Origin of the sequence: Rhodococcus sp. JG-3, assembly GCF_000482405.1 — a bacterium.
Classification (GTDB): domain Bacteria; phylum Actinomycetota; class Actinomycetes; order Mycobacteriales; family Mycobacteriaceae; genus Rhodococcoides; species Rhodococcoides fascians.
Genome location: NZ_KI519398.1, coordinates 2,609,186 through 2,626,479 on the forward strand (window position 1 = coordinate 2,609,186; position 17,294 = coordinate 2,626,479).

A 17,294-nucleotide genomic window follows, 5' to 3' on the forward strand; every position below is an offset into this window, starting at 1 on the left:
CTTCGGTTTCTTTCGAGGGGCAAACTTTACGAGACCTTTAGTTTATCGCCGCAGGTGGCGGGGTATTATCGGGGTCCAGCGCGAATTCACCTGCTTTACCGCTGTCCATGCCGATATTCGACTGATTTGTCCAGGTCGACTGATGGTACAAATTGGACGACGCCGCAATCGATTAGTGACACAAGGAGATGAACAGTGACTGGATTAATGGTGCGCGAAAGAGAAACGCTCGAGAAGTACATGCCGGGTTTGCTGCAGTATCTGGACACAACCCCACTGGACCGACTGGAGTCGCGCGATTCGGACGCGATCGACAAGTTTCGGGAATTCGGCGGTACCGGCTTGGTGGTCCCGGGCGAACTGGGTGGTCTCGGTGCTCCGGCCATCGACGCGGTTCGGGCGCAAAGGGCCATCGGGTCTCGCTCACCCTCTCTGGGCGCGGGAACCACGATGCACCATCTCTCACTCGCGTCCCTGACCGAATTCGCTCGTGGTGCCACCGACGACGACCGAGCACTGATCAAGGGATTGGTCGATCAGAAGGCGATCGTCGCTTCCGGGTTCTCCGAGGGCGTCACCGGCGGGAGCGTGTTCATTCCGACGATGACCGCCGTGAAGAAGGGCGACAACTACATCGTCAACGGAAGCAAGAAGCCGTGCAGTCTGGCACGTTCGATGGACTTGCTGACCTGCAGCGTCGAGATCGACTCCGGTGACCGCGCCGTCGCGCTGATTCCGGCCGGCCTTCCGGGTATGAGTGTGAAGCCGTTCTGGACCACCGACATTCTGGCCGGCGCGCAGAGCGAGGAAGTGTTGCTCGAAGACGTCGAAGTACCGGCAAGCCTCGTCCTACCCAACAAGGACGACGATCCCGATGGCGTGCACGAGATGACCGGCTACCTCTGGTTCGGGATGCTGATCTCCGCCAACTACATCGGCGCCGCGACCTCTCTGCTCGAGCGGATGATCGAGCAGGACAAGGGTGACTACGAAGGCTACGTTCGAGCGGCGGCCGAACTCGAGGTGTCCATGGCGGCAATCGAGAACGTGGCCCGTGCCTTCGACGAAGGTGAACGCGGACAGGACATCTCGGTGAAGTTGCTGTTCAACCGCATCGCGATTCGTGACGCACTGGTGCGCAGCAGTTCGGCTGCCATCGAATCGCTGGGCGGGATCGGCTTCATCAAGTCACCCGAAATCGCCTACGTCGCAGCAGCATTGCACGCGTTCGCATTTCATCCGCCATCACGGCGGTCCATTTCGGAGACCCTGGCCCGTTTCCACGCAGGTGAAGATTTCGCGTTCGTCAAATAGCGACTACCGCTGTTCGTCTTCCAGCTCGTCGTTCAACTTGTCTTCGCCCCGGTTGCGGAAGAGCTTGAATCCGGGGATGCCGATGACGGCGCGCCTGACGTCCTTCGTCACTCCGAGAAGTTCGTGGATCTCGGGGGAGACCGTATCGAGGGTCGCGAGGATGGGGAGTAGAGCTTCCATGTGGTCGAGGAGTCCGGGAAGCTGATCGACCATGGCGATCGCTGCGTCGACCTCGGCGTCGGACAGGTTGTCGACGAAGCGTCGCGCCATCGGCTCGGACTTCTTGGCGATGGGATCGAACATCTCGATGAGCTCCAACGCCGTATGCGAGGCGGCCGATGCCGACGCGACCACGGTGTCCGCGGCACCGGTCGTCCGTTGTACATGAGCAACCACGGCATCGGCCGAATCGATGACATGGTCGATTCGTGTCATCAATGTCTCTATACGGCTCAGCAGTGCTTCGATTCTGCCGGGCAGGGTAAGCGCGAAATCGGCCGTGGTGAACATCCAGCTCACACCGGCCCGCGCCACTGCGGCTCCTCGCCGAAGCACCGTTTCGGTACCGAGAGGGTCGGGGAGGACCACACCTGCCAACACGAGAGCCATAGGAGCGACAATGCCATACCGACGCAACGCCCCGACTGCCGTTAGCCTCGACGCATGAGAGTCCTCGTCACCGGTGCCAGCGGGTACATCGGGTCTCGGCTGGTGGCGGCCCTGTTGGCAGACGACACGGACGTCGTCGTCGGGTCTCGGACTCCGAAGAACCTGCGCACTTTCGACTTCTACGATTCCGTGACCGCGGTGTCGCTCGACGTCACTGACGAACAATCCTGTGCCGCGGCCTTCGCAGAGTCGGGCGACATCGATGTCGCCTACTACCTCGTCCACGCGATCGGCGAAGCCGACTACCGTGCCCAGGACCGGACGTCCGCCGAGCAGTTCGCCGCGGCCGCCGCACGAGCGGGAGTGCGTCGAATCGTGTACCTGGGCGGCTTCGTCCCCGACGACGCCCACCTGTCGGAGCACCTGGCCAGTCGCGCCGACGTCGGTGAGGCGCTGACGGTGGACGGTATCGATCTGGTGTGGTTGCGAGCGGCGATCGTCATGGGTGCCGGCTCCACGTCGTACGAGATGCTGCGCTATCTGGCGGACCGCCTGCCGGTGCTGCCGTTGCCGAGCTGGCTCGCCGAGCCCGTTCAACCGATAGCAGTCGACGACGTACTGCACTACCTGGTGGCGTCGGCCGATACCGACACCGTCCCAGCAGGTTCCTACGACATCGGCGGCCCCGACGTGGTGCCGTACCGCGACCTGGTGTTCGCCTACGTCGAAGCCGCCGGGCTGCAGCGCATCGGGATACCGGTACCGCTCGTTCCGACGTCACTCGCCGGCAAGGTGATCGGAAAGATCATTCCTGTGCCCGCCGGGCTCGCCGAGGATCTGGTCGGTTCACTGCACAACACGATGACCACGTCGGAGAGCCGGATTCGGGATCTCGTCCCTGATCCGCCCCGTGGTCTGACCACCATCGCAGACGCCATGGCCCGTAGCGTGCGAGGAACCGTGGGCGAGCCGCCCGGGGTCTGTGCACTGAAGGACCCGCTGCGACTGGCGAACACCGACGCAGCATGGAGCGGCGGAGATGCGCTCGGCGTCCGGCGGCACGGCGTGGCAGCGTCCTCGGACCGCACCTGGGGTCTGGTCGAGGCTCTGGGCGGCCGTCGACTGCTGGCATCGAAGCCCGTGGCAGCAGCAGTGCGTACCAACCTCGATGTGGCTGCGAGTGTGAACCGACGCGCGAAGTCGGTCGTGCGCCGACTGACCGATACCGAGGAGGCATGATGGCAACGTGGTCGACGACCGCGCTGAACGTGATGAAGTCCGCTCTGGTCGATCCTGTCGAGCGAGACCACCGGGAGTCCGACGCGGCGTTCAGGAAACGGCGCATCATCGTGCTGATCACACTGGTGATCGGGGCGACGGTGCTGTATTTCTCGCTCAAGGTGGAACCGGGTGACCCGTCGTTCTACGCATTGACGCTCGTGTTGGCCGCAGTGTGGATCGTCGGTGGATGTCTGTCGGGGCCGCTGCACCTCGGACGGATCAAGGTGGGCGGGTCCATCCGGCGGCCGATCGTCACCCCCATCCTCATCGGTCTCGCCGTCGGTGGCGTGTTCATGCTCGGCGGCCTCGTCGTCCGTCAGATTCCGCCGCTCGCCGATTTCACCGAGAACGTGCTCGCACACGCCCGAGTGGGGTCGCTGGTACTGATCGTGTTCATCGCGTTGCTCAACGGTGTCGCCGAGGAGATCTTCTTCCGAGGAGCCTTGTACTCAGCCATCGGAGTCAAACATCCGGTGATCATCTCGACAGTCGTCTACACCATCGCCACCCTCGCGTCCGGCAACCCGATGCTCGGCTTCGCCGCCGTGCTGCTCGGTTACGTGATGGGGCTGCAACGTCGGGCATCGGGCGGAATTCTGGCACCGATCCTGACGCATGTCAGCTGGTCGGCGGTCATGGTTCTGGCCCTGCCCCCGCTGTTCGTGTGAGCAGAGGGTCATGTCTCGTGCGGGCAGAGGGGCATCGGCGGGGATCTGAGCTAGATTGCGCACGTGAGTGAAAACCTCGATCGCGTCGACCGCCTGATCGTCGACGAATTGATCTCGGACGGCCGCGCGACGTTGGCGACGTTGGCAGAGAAGGCGTCTCTGTCCGTGTCGGCTGTTCAGTCGCGAGTTCGACGCCTGGAGTCGCGACGAGTCATTCGCGGTTATACGGCGCAGGTCGATCCCGAAGCTCTGGGGCGTCCGTTGTCGGCGTTCGTCGCGATCACTCCGATCGATCCGGCTCGGCCGGACGACGCCCCCGCACGACTGAAGCATCTGACCGCCATCGAGTCGTGTCACTCGGTTGCCGGCGAGGAGAGCTACGTCCTGATGGTGCGCGTCGAGTCGCCGCGCGCCCTCGAACATCTACTGCAGGAAATTCGCGCCACGGCGCACGTGCAGACGCGCAGCACGATCATTCTGCAGACGTTCTACGATCGTTGACCGCTCGCCAGACGCGGTCCGAGGACATGGGCAAGTGGTGCAAGCGCACTCCCACCGCGTCACGGATCGCGTTGGCCAGTGCGGGGGCGACGGGGTTGTACGGTGACTCGCTCATCGACTTCGCGCCGAACGGGCCCAATCGGTCGTAGGTGTCCGCGAACAGCACCTGGGTTCGTGGAATGTCCGCGAACTGGGGGACGTGATAACTCCGAATGGAGTCGGTGGTGATCCGCCCCGCACCGTCGGTGCGCATCTCCTCGTACAGTGCGCTGCCGATGGCCTGCGCGACACCGCCTTCGACCTGGCCCCGGCACTGCTGCGGGTTCATCACGGTGCCTGCGTCGGCGCTCTGCACCGACTGGAGGATCGCGACCGTACCGGTCGCTTCGTCGACCGCCACCCGAAATGCCTGCACGTTGAACGCCAGTGATCGCGGGAGTCCGCCGCTGTTGCCGCTTGCCGTCAACGTGCCGCCCGCCGATGCCAGTACGTCGTCCAACGGGACGAAGCGATCTCCGCACCGCACCCCCTCGGGCCCCAACGTGCAGTTCGAAGGGCGGTGCCCGGTCGCGGTGGCAGCGACCTCGACGATGCGGGCCGACAACCCGCGCACCGCCGCGTAGAGCGCCTTGCCTGCGACGACGGTCCCCGCCGAGCCGAACGCACCGGTGTCGTAGGTGACCGACTCGGTATCGGACTGCACGACGCGGATGCGGTCGACCGACGTGCACAGCTCGCTGGCCGCGATCTGGGTGTGGACGGTGGTGGTCCCGTTTCCGAACTCCGCTGTTCCGACGCGTATCTCGTAGCCGCCCTCGGGCAGCAGCGACGCGGTGGCCTCGGCGCGGTGGCCACGGGGCGGAATGGTGGCGATCATGGCCACCGCCATTCCTTCACCGATCTTCCAGCCGGGCGGCGCAGGCTCGCCGTTGCCTTGCCTGACGGCGTTCTCGGCGAGGTCGATGCACTGATCGAGACCGTAGCTGCCGAATTGCAGGTCGTCGCCTTCGCGGTGCGCGGCGACGATCTCGTCGCCGGGAACGATGACATTGCGGCGGCGGAACTCGAACGGGTCGATATCGAGCTCTCGGGCGAGATCGTCGAGGGCCGATTCGATCGCGAACATGACCTGCCCCAGTCCGTAGCCGCGGAAGGCACCCGATGGAATGTTGTTGGTGTACACGGTCTTCGCGTCGACCCGCTTGTTGGCGCACCGGTAGATCGCCACCGATTCGCCGCACCCGTGAAACATCACTCCGGCACTGTGATTGCCGTACGCCCCGGCGTCGGTCAGCACGTCGATCGACAGTGCGGTCAACACGCCGTCGGCGCTCGCGGCGGCGGTGACGTCGACGCGAAACGGGTGTCGGCACGGTGCGACCGTGAACTCGTCCGTGCGGGTGAACTCGAACTGCACCGGCCGACCGGTCCGCAGAACGGCCAGCGCGACGACGTCCTCGGTCAGTAGTTCCTGTTTGCCGCCGAACCCGCCACCCACCCGTGCGGTGAACACGCGGACACGATCCCGGGGGAGGCCGAAGATCTCGCATATTTCGTCGCGCACCAGGTAGGGAACCTGGGTGCTGGTGCGCAGATGAAGCCGGCCGTCGGCGTCCAGCCAACCGATGGTGCCATGAGTTTCCAAGTGCACGTGCTGAATTCGCTGAGTCGTCCATCGCCCGGTGACCACGGCCGCGGCATCACGTACCGCGGCGTCGACGTCACCGGTGCTGCCGTGTAGTTCGGCCACCAGGTTCCGGGACGGGTCGGCGATCCGCGCCGATGTGTCCTTGTCGCCGTGGATCTTCGGTGCATCCGGGGCGAGTGCCGACTCGGGGTCGAACACGGCGGGTAGCACCTCGTACTCGACGATGAGGGCGCGGCAGCCCTCCTGCGCGGCGGCGATCGACTCCGCGACCACGATCGCCACACGTTGGCCGATGAACCGGACGACGGTGTCGAGTACCCGGGTGTCGTCGGGGTCGTCGACGCGGCTGTCGTGTCTGGCAGTGGAAAATGCCACCGCCGGGCTGTCTTTCGAGGTGAGCACCAGCTGCACGCCCGGCACCTGTTCCGCGGCCGTGGTATCGATGGAGACGATCCGCGCGTGGGCATGCGGACTGCCGAGAACGCTGGCGTGCAGCAGCCCGGGCGGGGAGTGATCGAGCGTGTACGGCTCGGTTCCGGTGACTACCCGTGTGCTTGCGGGGGCTTCGAGCGAACGCCCGCATGCCGGACCGTCTGCCACCTTCTCGGTGTTGACCACGCCGCACACGGCATCGGAAATGGCGCGATACCCGGTGCAGCGACACAGATTTCCCTTCAATCTTGCCGGCAGCTCGTCCCTGTCTTCCGCGGTCAGGGTCGACGCGGTCACGACCATCCCGGCCGTACAGAAACCGCATTGGAATCCGGCGGCCTCGACGAACCGGCGCTGCATCGGGTGCAGATCCTCCGGGGTGCCGAGCCCGGCCACGGTGGTGACGGACCTGTCGGCCGCGCGGTAGGCGGGAAATATGCACGAGTGCACCGGTTCTCCGTCGACGAGGACCGTGCATGCGCCGCAGTCACCGGCGTCGCAGCCCTTCTTGACCTCGAAACGGTCGTGTTCGCGGAGCAGGGTGCGCAGACATTGACCCGGTCGCGCGGCAACCTCGGTCGGTACGCCGTTGATGTCGACGATCATGACAGCTCCTCGCGAATGGACTGCGCCGCAGCGCAACTGATGTGTCGACGCCAATCCGGTGCACCGTGGGGATCGTCGTACCAGTGCTGCGGACCGATAGTGTCGGCAAGGGCGTCGTCGAGCTCGTGCGCCGTCGGTACAGCCGAAAACCGAAGCACGAACGGACGAACGGTCGACGCGGTGACGGTCAACACGAATGTGCCGTCGGGCTCGACGCGGCCGATCACCACCGCCGCCGATCGGCCGAGAGGTGAGAGCGACAGCGTGCGCATCGCCGTTCTCGACTCGAGGGCGTGCCGTGGAACGTCGATGCTGCGCAGCACATCCCCGGGTCGGAGCACCGTGGTCTGGGGGCCGACGACCAGCTGGTCGATCGGCAGACGGTAATCGTGCTCGGGGCCGTGTGCCGACCACACCTCTGCGACGCCGTCCAGGGCTGCAGTCAACGAAATCATGGCTCCGGCAGGCAGGGCGAGCGCTACGTTTCCGCCGACAGTGGCCGTCTTCCAGATCTTGAACGAGGCCAGCAGGGCGGCTGCACACCGAGGGAACAGAGTGGTTGCGGGGAAGGCGGACTCGAAACGAGCCAGAGTCTCGATCGTGCACGTCGCTGCGATTGCGAGTCCGTTCTCGTCGACGATCAACGGCTCCCATCCCAGGGCCGTGATGTCGATCAGGGTGGTCAGGTGGTCCTGTTTCTCCGAGAACAGCCACGTGCCGCCCGCAACTACCGCGGCGTCCGCGCTGCCCGGCGGCAGATCCGCACGCGAGCGGGGAAGCAGAACACGATCGACAGTGCCGAGATCCATGGCTTCGTTCACCTCATTCTCGCCGGCCCGGATTCACCGCCCGGTGCGCCTTCTCGAACTGTAGTGACTTTCTGTTACCGATCTCGGTGCTCACGCGATACGCCCGAAACTCGGCGGAAACAACCCGCGCTTATCTTTGCCTCCGGCACGGCCGAACACACGAGGCGGGAGGTTCAGCGATGTACGTCGGAGACCTACTCGATGCCTCGCACCTGGGCATCCGATTGCTCACCTCCGATCGCGACGCCCTCGGACGTACCCTGCGGTGGACGTTCACCACCGACCTACCCGACCCGTCCCGATACATCGCGGGCGGCGAGTTGGTCATCACCGGACTCGTATGGCGGCGCACGCCCGACGACAGCGAAGTGTTCGTTCGATCGGTGGCCGAATCCGGTGCGACGGCATTGGCCGCGGGGGAGGGGTTGCTCGGACACATTCCGCTCGATCTCGTCGACGCATGCGAGCGACACGGTCTGCCGCTCCTCGCTGTTCCCGACACGGTGTCGTTCGGTGAGGTCACCGAGTTTCTCGTCGGCCGGGTCACCGGTGATCGCATTGCATCGCTGAACAATTCGCTCGTGCGCCAACGCCAGTTGCTCACCGCGGTCGCCGACGGCAGAGCCCTCGACGAATTGGCACTGCACATCTCCAGAGAAACGGGAATGGCGTGCCTGATCTACACCGCCACCGGGCGTCGGTTGGTCACCGAGGCATCTGCTTTGTCCGACGCCGATGTCGACACCTTGACGCACGCGGCACTCTCGTCCGAAACGCTTCCTACGACAACCGTTCTGGCCGACGGATCGACCTACAGTGTCTTCGGCGTCGGGCCATCGCTCGTACAGCGCACCACGCGATGGTTCCTGGCCGTGGCCGGAGACATGGATTCGTTCTCTCCCGACGTCTCCGAGGCGTTCGGGCAACTCGCAGCCATCGCCGCGCTCGATCGTGCCCGGCGTGAAGAAGGACGTCTGGTGCGGCGTGAGATCGCAGACCAAGCCGTGGCGTTGATCGAACACGACAGCACCGGATTCGAGGCGCTGACCAGGCTGCGCCAGGCAGGAGTCGACCCCGACAGGCCGCTCGTCGTCGTCAGAGTTGCCCACAGCGGTCGCGTCGACCTGCGAGAGATGCTCCGATCCGTCGTCGGTGACACCCTGACCTCCTTCGGCGGTGGGTGTGTCGGATGCAGCGCGCACGGCGACATCGTCGCTGTCGTCAATACCGACGACACACTGTTCGCGCAGACCATCCGCATTCGGCTGTCCCGGTTGCGCTCCGGGATCGGACCCAGCCGAATACATGTGGGCGTGAGCGCCGTGGCCACCGGGCTGACCATCGACGGCGCACTGAGATCGGCTCGTCACGCTCTCGAACTCAGCAGGCAGGGATCCGCGGCGGTGACGGTCACCGCAGGCACCAAGCCGACCTCGGCAGTATCGATGATGTCGGCGCTTCCCGACGACGTACGAAAATCGTTCGTCGAGCACGTCCTCGCGCCGCTGCTCGAGCACGACCGACGCACCGACGCCGACCTGACCGACACGCTGCGGGAGTTTCTGGCCAACGGAGGGTCCTGGCATCGAACCGCAGAGTCGATGCACGTCCATCTCAACACCGTCCGATATCGCATCAAACGCGTGGAGGAACTGCTGGGGCGAGATCTCGGCTCCACTGCGGACAGACTGGATGTCTACCTCGCCCTGCAATCCATGCCTCGGGCGTCGGCCCACGGCGCTGCATAATGGGGAAATGACTGCAGGCTTCACCGGAATCCCCTTCACCGCCCTGGACTTCTACGAAGACCTCGAAGCCGACAACAGCAAACTCTGGTGGAACGAACACAAGGACGTCTACGACAGTGCCGTCAAGGCACCGATGACCGCGTTGCTGGCGTACCTGGAACCCGAATTCGGTAGCGCCAAACTGTTTCGGCCGTACCGGGACGTTCGATTCTCGAAAGACAAGACCCCGTACAAGAGTCACCAGGGCGGGTTCGTCGCACGGGGCGACAGCCTCGGCTACTACGTCCAGATCGACCCCGCCGGATTGTTCGTCGCAGGCGGCTTCTACAACAGCTCCCCGGACTCGATCGCGCGTTTCCGCAAGACCGTCGACGACGACGTACGCGGAGCCGAACTCGAGGCGCTACTGGCCACGCTGACGAAATCCGGGTTCGAGATCGGCGGCGACACGCTCAAGACCAAGCCGCGGGGTTACGAGGTCGACCATCCGCGCATCGATCTGCTGCGGCACAAGACGTTGACTGCCGGCAAACATTTCGGCTCACCCGCGTGGCTCGAAAGCCCCAAGGCAGCAACGAAAGTACGCGACGCCTGGCGTGCTCTGAGCCCACTGGTGGAATGGTCCGCGGCACTGCACACGTGAGCGCACTGTGTTACCCGACGACGGAGTATGTGCGCCAAGCACTTCCGGCGTCCGGAGCGTCCTCTCGTTCGACCGTTGCCTGAATCAGACCGTAGGGCCGATCGTCGGCGTTGAACACCTCCAGGTTGTTCTCGATGCCGAACTTGCCCAAGTCGTAGACGAAGTGGTGCTTGTTGGGGGCCGACATCGAGATCTCGGCAATGAACGGATACTTCTCCAGTACCGCCTCGCCCATGGCGTACAGGGTCTGCTGAAGAGCCAGTGACTGCAGGTTGGCGAATCGCTCGATCATCGCGGCCTTGACGCCCGCGTACACCGCATCCCACTCGACATCGGTTGTGGTGTAGCGCCACTGCGCTGTCAGCGACGTCGCCATCACTCGGTCGGTCGTGGGCTCGAGAATCGTCAGATCGTCCTCGAGGAAGCCGTGGAACTCCGAACCCGTCGACTTGAGAATCACCATCTCCTTGAAACCGCTGACGACCCAGGTTCGCTGCGCCTCGCCCTTACCCTCGACCGTGACGGCCGAGGTGCGAATTTCCTCGCCCTTGCGGGTCCACGTGTGGTCGTGCTCGACGCCGTCGACGACCGCACGCGCCCAGGCGTACTCCTCGAGTTCGATACGGGCACCGTCGACGGGCTCGACGTCGTCGACGTAGTGACGGGCGAGGTCGAGCCCGTAGCTCTCCAGGTGGAGCAGACCCTTGGTCTTGGCATACGCGTACGCGGTCTGCTTCTGGGTGTCGGTGGGCAGAACGGCGGACTGATCGCCGGCCAGGTGTGCGGCAGAGAAATCGCCACGCAGCGCACTCGATACGTTGATGTCGTGAATCTCGTGTCGCGGAGAATCTCGATAGATCCGCACCACCCGGTTCTCGGCTTTGCCGTACTGATTGGCTCCCAGAACGATCTTTCCGGTCAGGTCGGTCATGTCAACTCCCGCGGTAGGTCGAATATGCGAAGGGGGACAACAACAACGGAACGTGATAGTGGGCGTCGGGGTCGGTGACGGTGAAGGAGACGGACACCTCGGGGTAGAAGCTCGGGGTCGAGGTCGCCTCGAAATACGATTCCGTGTCGAACGAGAGCCGGTACACGCCCGGTTCGACAGGTCCGGGAATCACCTCACCGATGCGGCCGTCTCCGTCGGTGGTGGCCGTCGATATCTCGCCCTGTACGGAATGGAACAGCCGCACACGCATGCCGACCGCCGGTGTACCGGCCGTGGCGTCGAGCACGTGCGTGGACAGCCCGGTCACTGCGTCGGTCCCAGCACGCGGCCGAGGCGAATTCGGTTGATCTTGGCCAGTTCCACGCGGAGCACCCGTCTTTCGGTTTCGGCATCGTTGTCGAGCCTCTCCTCGAGGATAGCGAGCAACTCCTCGGCCGACCTGCCGGTCGCGCACACCAGATACACGTGCCCGAACTTGTCTTCGTACGCGCGGTTTCCCGCCGCCAGCTTCTCGCGTACTTCGGTGCCTGCAGTGGTCACTGCAGCCTGCTCACGCTTCGACGACGGGTTGTCCGCAGTGCCCCCGATCCGGGGATGGCCGTCGAGTGCATGATCTATCTCGGCCTCCGGCAGCTCGGCAAGTACCCGATCTGCTCTGTCCAACAAAGAGTCTCGGCTGGCGAACGGTCTACCCTGGGCGACTCGACGGGCCCAGATCGAGGACGCGCAGCACTCGAACAGTGCATGCATCGCCTGTCGATCGGAGAGCTTGTTGAACCCGTCGAGTCCTATCCATTCGTGCAGCACATCTCGCTCGCTATCTGAAGTCGTTGATCCGGCCGAACCGCGCGGCCGCGATGGGGTTGGCGTCCGCAACCAGATCGTCGAACCGATAGTTCGCGATCTTGGCGATTTCGATCATCGCGAAAGATCGCTCCGCCGACGGCGCATTTTCCACCCGCGACCATCCGTTGGCCAGAACTCGATCGTAGCGTTCGGTCTCTCGGGCGCAGATCACCAACGGGAATCCGAAGTGTCGCCGATACTCGGCGGCGAGCTGAACGATGTTCTCGTGTTCGTCCTCCTCGAGGTTGGACAATCCGACGTGATCGGCAGCGTTGAGGGTGCCCGTCGCATCCTCGCTGCCGAGGTCGGGGTAGCTGTTGATCAGCTCGATCTGTTCCTCGGTAGTTCCGGCCAACAAGGCTTCCTGGAATGCCTCACGCAGACCGTGGGCGTCGGCGAACGGGCGCTGCTGATACGCACGCTCGACTACCCACGGGGTGCCCTGCACCAGACCGCCGAACGTGGCGGCGAACTCCTCGGCCGACATCTCGTTGACCCGGTCGAGGGTGATACCTGCACCCGGACCGCCGGCCACGGCCTGACCACGATTTCCGATGTGGAAGAACAGGACGTTGAGGACGATGGCAGAGACGGCGCCCAGGACGATTCCGCTGCCGAACAGCATCTCGAGCCAATCCGGTACGCCCTGCGAAACGGTGGGTTGGATGGTGACGAGCATCGCCAGTCCGAGACTGGTGGCGACGATGATCAAGTTGCGATGGTCGGTGAAGTCCACCTTCGACAGAGTCTGGATTCCGACGACGGCGACCGTCGCGAACAGGGCCAGTGCGGCACCGCCCAGTACCGGTGGCGGGATGGAGGCGACGACGGCCGCCGTCTTCGGCAGCAGACCGAGCAGAATCATGATGCCGCCCGCGCTGGCGACCACCCACCGACTACGCACACCGGTCAGTCGGACCAGGCCGACGTTCTCCGAGAATGCCGTGTACGGGAACGAGTTGAACGTGCCGCCGATGACGGTGGCGACTCCATCGGCCCGCAGCGTCGCAGCGATGTCGTCCTTCTTGATGCGCTTGCCGACGATCTCACCCGTCGCATAGACACTGCCGGTGGTTTCGACCGCGATGATGAGCATGACGACGATCATCGAAATGATGGCGACGACACTGAATTTGGGCACACCGAACAGGAAGGGCTGGGTGAATCCGACCCACGATGCTTCCGCGGTGCCGTCGAAGTTCATGTCCCCCAACACGAATGCGACGGCACTGCCGATGACCAGACCGAGCAAGACGGCGATGGTGGCCATGAAGCCCTTGAAGAACCGTTGGATCAGCACGATGATCAGCAGCGTTCCGATCGCGTACGCCATCCATCGACCGTTGGTCGGATCCTGTTCGTGTGTCGCAGGATTGGTCACCGCATCGTTGACCGCTACCGGCAGCAACGCGACACCGATGATCGTGATGACGGTTCCGGTCACCACCGGTGGGAAGAAGCGCAGCAGCCTACTGAAGTACGGTGCCATGAAGAACGTGACCAGACCGGCGACGATGACGGCACCGTAGACGTACAGCAACCCCTCGGTGCCGCCGCCGTTGGCCAGTGCGATCGCGATCACCGGCGACACACCGGCAAACGTGACGCCCTGCAGAAGTGGGAGCCGGACACCGATCTTCCAGAACCCGACCGACTGAATGATCGACGCGATACCGCAGGTGAACAGGTCCGCGTTGATGAGATGGATCAGCTGTTCGTTGGTCAGCCCGATTGCACTGCCGATGATGATCGGTACGAGAACGGCACCGGCGTAGAACGCGACCACGTGTTGAAACCCGTACGCGGCCAATTTGGGAACAGGAAGCACTTCGTCGACGGGATGGACGCGCTTGCGTGTGATGGGCTTGACGGACATCGGTGGGCACCTCGCGGACGCAACAGGGTGGATTCCTGCGACGCTGCAGGAGAAGTGCACCAAGAATCGGTCATTGCGACCGCTGCCGCCAGTCGAGCGAGCACAAAGTTTCCGCCGCGCTCGAGGCGCGTGTTGTGCGATCATCCAATATTCGGCAGGACGACAGAAGGAGTGACGATGTCCGACGCTGTCGTGGGAGTGGTCCTGGCTGCAGGTGCCGGAACGCGATACGGATCGCCCAAAGTGCTCGCTCACGACGGGTTGTGGCTTCGCACGGCTGTGCAGGCACTGACCGATGGTGGTTGTGACCAGGTGATCGTTGTACTGGGCGCGGCCGACGTCACTGTGCCCGATGGCGCCACCGCAGTACACGCTCCCCACTGGGAGCAGGGAATGAGCGCATCCTTCACCGCCGGGCTCGAAGCAGCATCGGATGCGGCGTACGCAGTGCTGCACGTGGTCGACACCCCGGATGTCGGGTCCGACGTGGTGCGGGCAGTCCTCGACGCCGCGCACGAGACCGGTCTCGCCCGAGCCGTGTTCGACGGCCGTCCGGGTCACCCGGTCGTTCTGGCGCGTCGACACCTCGAGGCAGCTGCGGCATCGGCGTCGGGAGACTCGGGGGCGCGGGACTTCCTGCGGGGGAGGGACGACGTGATCGCCGTCGAATGTTCGCAGTGGGCAACGGGAATCGACCACGACTACCGGTAGCTACCGAATGTCGGCAACGATCGTCTCGGTCACGCCGTCGAACTGGTGACCACCGGTCGGCAACTCGATCACTGTCGCCGACGGCAGAGCCTTCGAGTTCATTGCCAGATGCGACACGGGGACGACCTCGTCGTCTCGGCAGTGCAGCAACGTCAGGTCGGTCCGCAGTTCGCCGGTGAGCGCGTACTGCGCCACGTCCCAGCCCTGCGGACTCCAGTCCGGCATGGCCAGCAGTGTGGCTCGCTCCGGATGGGCGCGCATCGTTTCGGCCAGGACCCGAACCACGATCGTGGCTCCGAAAGAATGCGCGACAACGCGGTCCGCAGGTCCTGCGTCGTCGAGCAGCTTCCGAACCGGCACAGCCCAGGCCTCGTAACCCATACTGCTGTCGGACAGTTCCGGCATGACGAGGTCCAGGCGCAGCGCCTCAGCCAACCCCTGCGCCAGCTCGGTGTCGTCGACGAAGCCGCCGGCACCGTGAACGAACAGAAGTCGGCCGACCATGCTGAGATCCTCTCCTCGACAATGCTGTCGTAGAAGGAGACCGAATCGCGGCCGTGAATTCACCGGTTGACTCGGATTCGGGGGCCGTGCGAGCATCGACGGCAGCGTCGCGTGTCGATGACGGACTGCGTCAGGCATGGAGGCGTCGTACTGCCCAGGAGGCAGCGCATGTCCGTTTCGTTCGATCACACCATCATTGCTGCGAAGAACAGTGCTGCGTCGGCGGCGTTCTTTCGCGAACTGTTCGACCTGCCGGAGGCACCCTCGTGGGGCCCGTTCGTCAACGTACAACTCACCGACGGGACGTTGATTCAGTTCGCCGAACCACCGGTGGATGATATTCAATTCCAGCACTACGCATTCAGAGTCACCGACGACCTCTTCGACGCCGCCTACACACGGCTCGTCGGTATGGGCGTCTAACACTGGGCCGATCCACGGATGACTCGGCCCGGGGTAATCAACACCGATCATGGCGGTCGAGGGGTGTACTTTCGCGACCCCACCGGCCACTTCTTCGAGATGCTGACGCGCTCGTACCTGGCCGAACCGGGCGAGTCTGTACCGTGACGGTTGTGGCCGAACAGCAGCACGTTTCGATGACGAGGGCGGCATACGACACCGTCGCAGAAAGCTATGCGGACCTGGTTCGCGACGAGCTGGACGGCAAGCATCTGGAACAGGCGCTGCTGGCCACATTCGCCGAGCGTGTCGACGCTGGGGACGTAGTCGACGTGGGATGCGGATCGGGACGCATCGCGGGCCATCTACGTCGCCTGGGCCTGAGAATGACCGGAATCGATCTGTCGCCCAGCATGATCGACGTTGCGCGTCGTGAATTTCCAGACGTCCGTTTCGTCGTCGGCGCGATGCAGTCGCTCGACATGGGCGACTGCACCGTCTCGGGAATTGTCGCCTGGTATTCGATCATCCACACCCCGCCGGCCCAGCTGCCGCAGGTGTTCGCCGAACTGCATCGGGTGCTGCGTCCGGATGGACTGCTGCTGTTGGCATTTCAATCCGGGGACGAGCGGGTGCGACTGGAACATGTGTACGGACACTCGGTCTCGTACGACGCGTATCGACTGGACCCCGACGCCATTGCACAGATGGTGGTCGACGCCGACTTCGAACTGGACATCCGTGTGCACCGGGCTCCGGTGGGATACGAATCGACGCCGCAAGCATTTCTGATGGCGCGCAGGCGAACATCGTGACATCTCGAGACCGATAGCGCAGGAACGCGACAGGCATTGCCGCTGATGTCCTACTGGCTACCGCACCGATCGGTAAGATCTGCCCGATGTGCGCACCCCGTCCACGCGTTCTGTTCGTGACCGACTTGGCGTATGTGTCGAGGGGCCGACGTTACTGCGACGAAGACATCTTCTTGTCTTCGCAGCTTCGTGAGTGGGTCGACATCGCGCTGTGTCACCCGCTCGATGCGCTGGCACTGATGGACGGATTCGATGCTGTCGTTATCCGGAACTCCGGGCCTGTGCTGGGATACCAGGACGCGTTCGACGCGTTTGCTCGCCATGCGCGCGAGAACGGCACGAAGGTTTTCACCCAGCTGACCGGCAAAGGCGACCAGAGAGGCAAGCAGTACCTGGTCGATCTTTTCGCAGATGGTTTTCCGGTCATACCTACCGTCGACGATCCGCGGGGCGTCTCGCGCTTACCCGAGGTGAATACCTATGTGGTGAAACCGAAATGGGGTGCCGACTCGATCGGCATGCGTCAGATCGGACGCGCCGAACTGTCGGAAGTCGAGCCGGGCACATTGATTCAGCCGCGGATCGATTTTGTCTACGAAGTGTCGTTCTACTTCATCGGCCGCACAGTGCAATACGCCCTGTACGCCCCGGACCCCGGCCGACGTTGGGAGTTGGAGCCGTACTCGAGTACTGCTCAGGACGAAGAGTTCGCGCAACGTTTCGTCGACTGGAACGACATCGACCACGGAATCACGCGGGTGGACGCATGCCGCACCGTCGACGGAACGCTGCTGTTGGTCGAGCTCGAAGACCTGAACCCGTACCTCTCACTCGACCGGCTGCCCGAAACGGCGCGTCGACACTTCGTGAGCAACATGGCGGACGCGATCGTAGCGCTCTGTGCTCAACCGTAGCGGGCGAAAGAAGTC

18 protein-coding genes are annotated in these 17,294 nt (G+C 63.9%); 10 read left to right on the top strand and 8 right to left on the bottom strand.

Annotation, left to right across the window (positions count from 1 at the left end):
- The first annotated feature begins 195 nt into the window (after positions 1 to 195).
- Entirely contained in the window at positions 196 to 1,314 is a 1,119-nt protein-coding gene (locus tag K414_RS0113735) for an acyl-CoA dehydrogenase family protein (RefSeq protein WP_027496450.1), read from the top strand.
- Positions 1,315 to 1,317: 3 nt separating this feature from the next.
- On the opposite strand, the gene K414_RS0113740 is transcribed toward K414_RS0113735, so the two are convergent.
- On the bottom strand, positions 1,318 to 1,923 hold the full coding sequence (locus K414_RS0113740; protein WP_027496451.1) for a hypothetical protein: 606 nt from the start codon (positions 1,921 to 1,923) through the stop codon (positions 1,318 to 1,320).
- Between the two features lie 54 nt (positions 1,924 to 1,977).
- On the opposite strand from K414_RS0113740, the gene K414_RS0113745 reads away from it, so the two are divergent.
- The 3 genes from K414_RS0113745 to K414_RS0113755 all read left to right on the top strand — a co-directional run bounded on the left by K414_RS0113745 (position 1,978) and on the right by K414_RS0113755 (position 4,373).
- Positions 1,978 to 3,162: an NAD(P)H-binding protein gene (locus K414_RS0113745; RefSeq protein ID WP_027496452.1), complete on the top strand. Its 1,185-nt coding sequence runs from the start codon at positions 1,978 to 1,980 to the stop codon at positions 3,160 to 3,162.
- Entirely contained in the window at positions 3,162 to 3,872 is a 711-nt protein-coding gene (locus K414_RS0113750) for a type II CAAX endopeptidase family protein (protein WP_027496453.1), read from the top strand. Before K414_RS0113745 ends, K414_RS0113750 begins: the two co-directional genes overlap by 1 nt.
- Positions 3,873 to 3,935: 63 nt before the next feature.
- On the top strand, positions 3,936 to 4,373 hold the full coding sequence (locus K414_RS0113755; RefSeq protein ID WP_027496454.1) for an Lrp/AsnC family transcriptional regulator: 438 nt from the start codon (positions 3,936 to 3,938) through the stop codon (positions 4,371 to 4,373).
- On the opposite strand, the gene K414_RS0113760 is transcribed toward K414_RS0113755, so the two are convergent.
- Together K414_RS0113760 and K414_RS0113765 are read right to left on the bottom strand one after the other, a co-directional pair.
- On the bottom strand, positions 4,345 to 7,059 hold the full coding sequence (locus K414_RS0113760; RefSeq protein WP_027496455.1) for a molybdopterin-dependent oxidoreductase: 2,715 nt from the start codon (positions 7,057 to 7,059) through the stop codon (positions 4,345 to 4,347). The genes K414_RS0113755 and K414_RS0113760 overlap by 29 nt on opposite strands.
- Positions 7,056 to 7,868, bottom strand: coding sequence for an FAD binding domain-containing protein (locus K414_RS0113765; RefSeq protein ID WP_027496456.1), 813 nt, complete (start codon positions 7,866 to 7,868; stop codon positions 7,056 to 7,058). The genes K414_RS0113760 and K414_RS0113765 overlap by 4 nt, the downstream gene beginning before the upstream one ends.
- A gap of 179 nt (positions 7,869 to 8,047) precedes the next feature.
- Between K414_RS0113765 and K414_RS0113770 the strand changes: the two genes are divergently transcribed.
- Together K414_RS0113770 and K414_RS0113775 are read left to right on the top strand one after the other, a co-directional pair.
- Positions 8,048 to 9,616 carry a PucR family transcriptional regulator gene (locus K414_RS0113770; RefSeq protein ID WP_027496457.1) on the top strand — a complete coding sequence of 523 codons (1,569 nt, stop codon included), beginning with the start codon at positions 8,048 to 8,050 and terminating at the stop codon, positions 9,614 to 9,616.
- A gap of 7 nt (positions 9,617 to 9,623) precedes the next feature.
- Positions 9,624 to 10,259 carry a DUF2461 domain-containing protein gene (locus tag K414_RS0113775; protein WP_032372722.1) on the top strand — a complete coding sequence of 212 codons (636 nt, stop codon included), beginning with the start codon at positions 9,624 to 9,626 and terminating at the stop codon, positions 10,257 to 10,259.
- Between the two features lie 10 nt (positions 10,260 to 10,269).
- Here the strand turns inward: K414_RS0113775 and pucL are convergent, their stop codons facing one another.
- The 4 genes from pucL to uraD (K414_RS0113795) are packed head-to-tail and all read right to left on the bottom strand — an operon-like array spanning position 10,270 to position 13,933.
- The gene (pucL, locus tag K414_RS0113780; RefSeq protein ID WP_027496459.1) at positions 10,270 to 11,190 is read right to left on the bottom strand and encodes a factor-independent urate hydroxylase; all 921 of its coding nucleotides are present in this window, start codon (positions 11,188 to 11,190) and stop codon (positions 10,270 to 10,272) included.
- 1 nt (position 11,191) lies between these two features.
- On the bottom strand, positions 11,192 to 11,518 hold the full coding sequence (gene uraH / locus K414_RS0113785) for a hydroxyisourate hydrolase (protein ID WP_027496460.1): 327 nt from the start codon (positions 11,516 to 11,518) through the stop codon (positions 11,192 to 11,194).
- Entirely contained in the window at positions 11,515 to 12,018 is a 504-nt protein-coding gene (uraD, locus tag K414_RS0113790; protein WP_027496461.1) for a 2-oxo-4-hydroxy-4-carboxy-5-ureidoimidazoline decarboxylase, read from the bottom strand. Before uraD (K414_RS0113790) ends, uraH begins: the two co-directional genes overlap by 4 nt.
- A gap of 10 nt (positions 12,019 to 12,028) precedes the next feature.
- A complete protein-coding gene (gene uraD / locus K414_RS0113795; protein ID WP_027496462.1) occupies positions 12,029 to 13,933 on the bottom strand; it encodes a 2-oxo-4-hydroxy-4-carboxy-5-ureidoimidazoline decarboxylase in 1,905 nt (634 codons plus the stop codon).
- Positions 13,934 to 14,110: 177 nt separating this feature from the next.
- On the opposite strand from uraD (K414_RS0113795), the gene K414_RS0113800 reads away from it, so the two are divergent.
- Positions 14,111 to 14,644 (top strand): NTP transferase domain-containing protein, encoded by a 534-nt coding sequence (locus K414_RS0113800; RefSeq protein WP_027496463.1) that lies wholly within the window; start codon positions 14,111 to 14,113, stop codon positions 14,642 to 14,644.
- Here the strand turns inward: K414_RS0113800 and K414_RS0113805 are convergent, their stop codons facing one another.
- Entirely contained in the window at positions 14,645 to 15,148 is a 504-nt protein-coding gene (locus tag K414_RS0113805) for an alpha/beta hydrolase (protein ID WP_027496464.1), read from the bottom strand.
- A gap of 168 nt (positions 15,149 to 15,316) precedes the next feature.
- On the opposite strand from K414_RS0113805, the gene K414_RS29815 reads away from it, so the two are divergent.
- From K414_RS29815 to K414_RS0113820, 3 genes are all read left to right on the top strand, one after another.
- Positions 15,317 to 15,571: a hypothetical protein gene (locus tag K414_RS29815; protein ID WP_343294187.1), complete on the top strand. Its 255-nt coding sequence runs from the start codon at positions 15,317 to 15,319 to the stop codon at positions 15,569 to 15,571.
- A 152-nt stretch (positions 15,572 to 15,723) separates the two neighbouring features.
- Positions 15,724 to 16,365: a class I SAM-dependent methyltransferase gene (locus tag K414_RS0113815; protein ID WP_027496465.1), complete on the top strand. Its 642-nt coding sequence runs from the start codon at positions 15,724 to 15,726 to the stop codon at positions 16,363 to 16,365.
- A 173-nt stretch (positions 16,366 to 16,538) separates the two neighbouring features.
- Positions 16,539 to 17,279 carry a hypothetical protein gene (locus tag K414_RS0113820; RefSeq protein WP_237606184.1) on the top strand — a complete coding sequence of 247 codons (741 nt, stop codon included), beginning with the start codon at positions 16,539 to 16,541 and terminating at the stop codon, positions 17,277 to 17,279.
- Positions 17,280 to 17,294 lie beyond the last annotated feature (15 nt).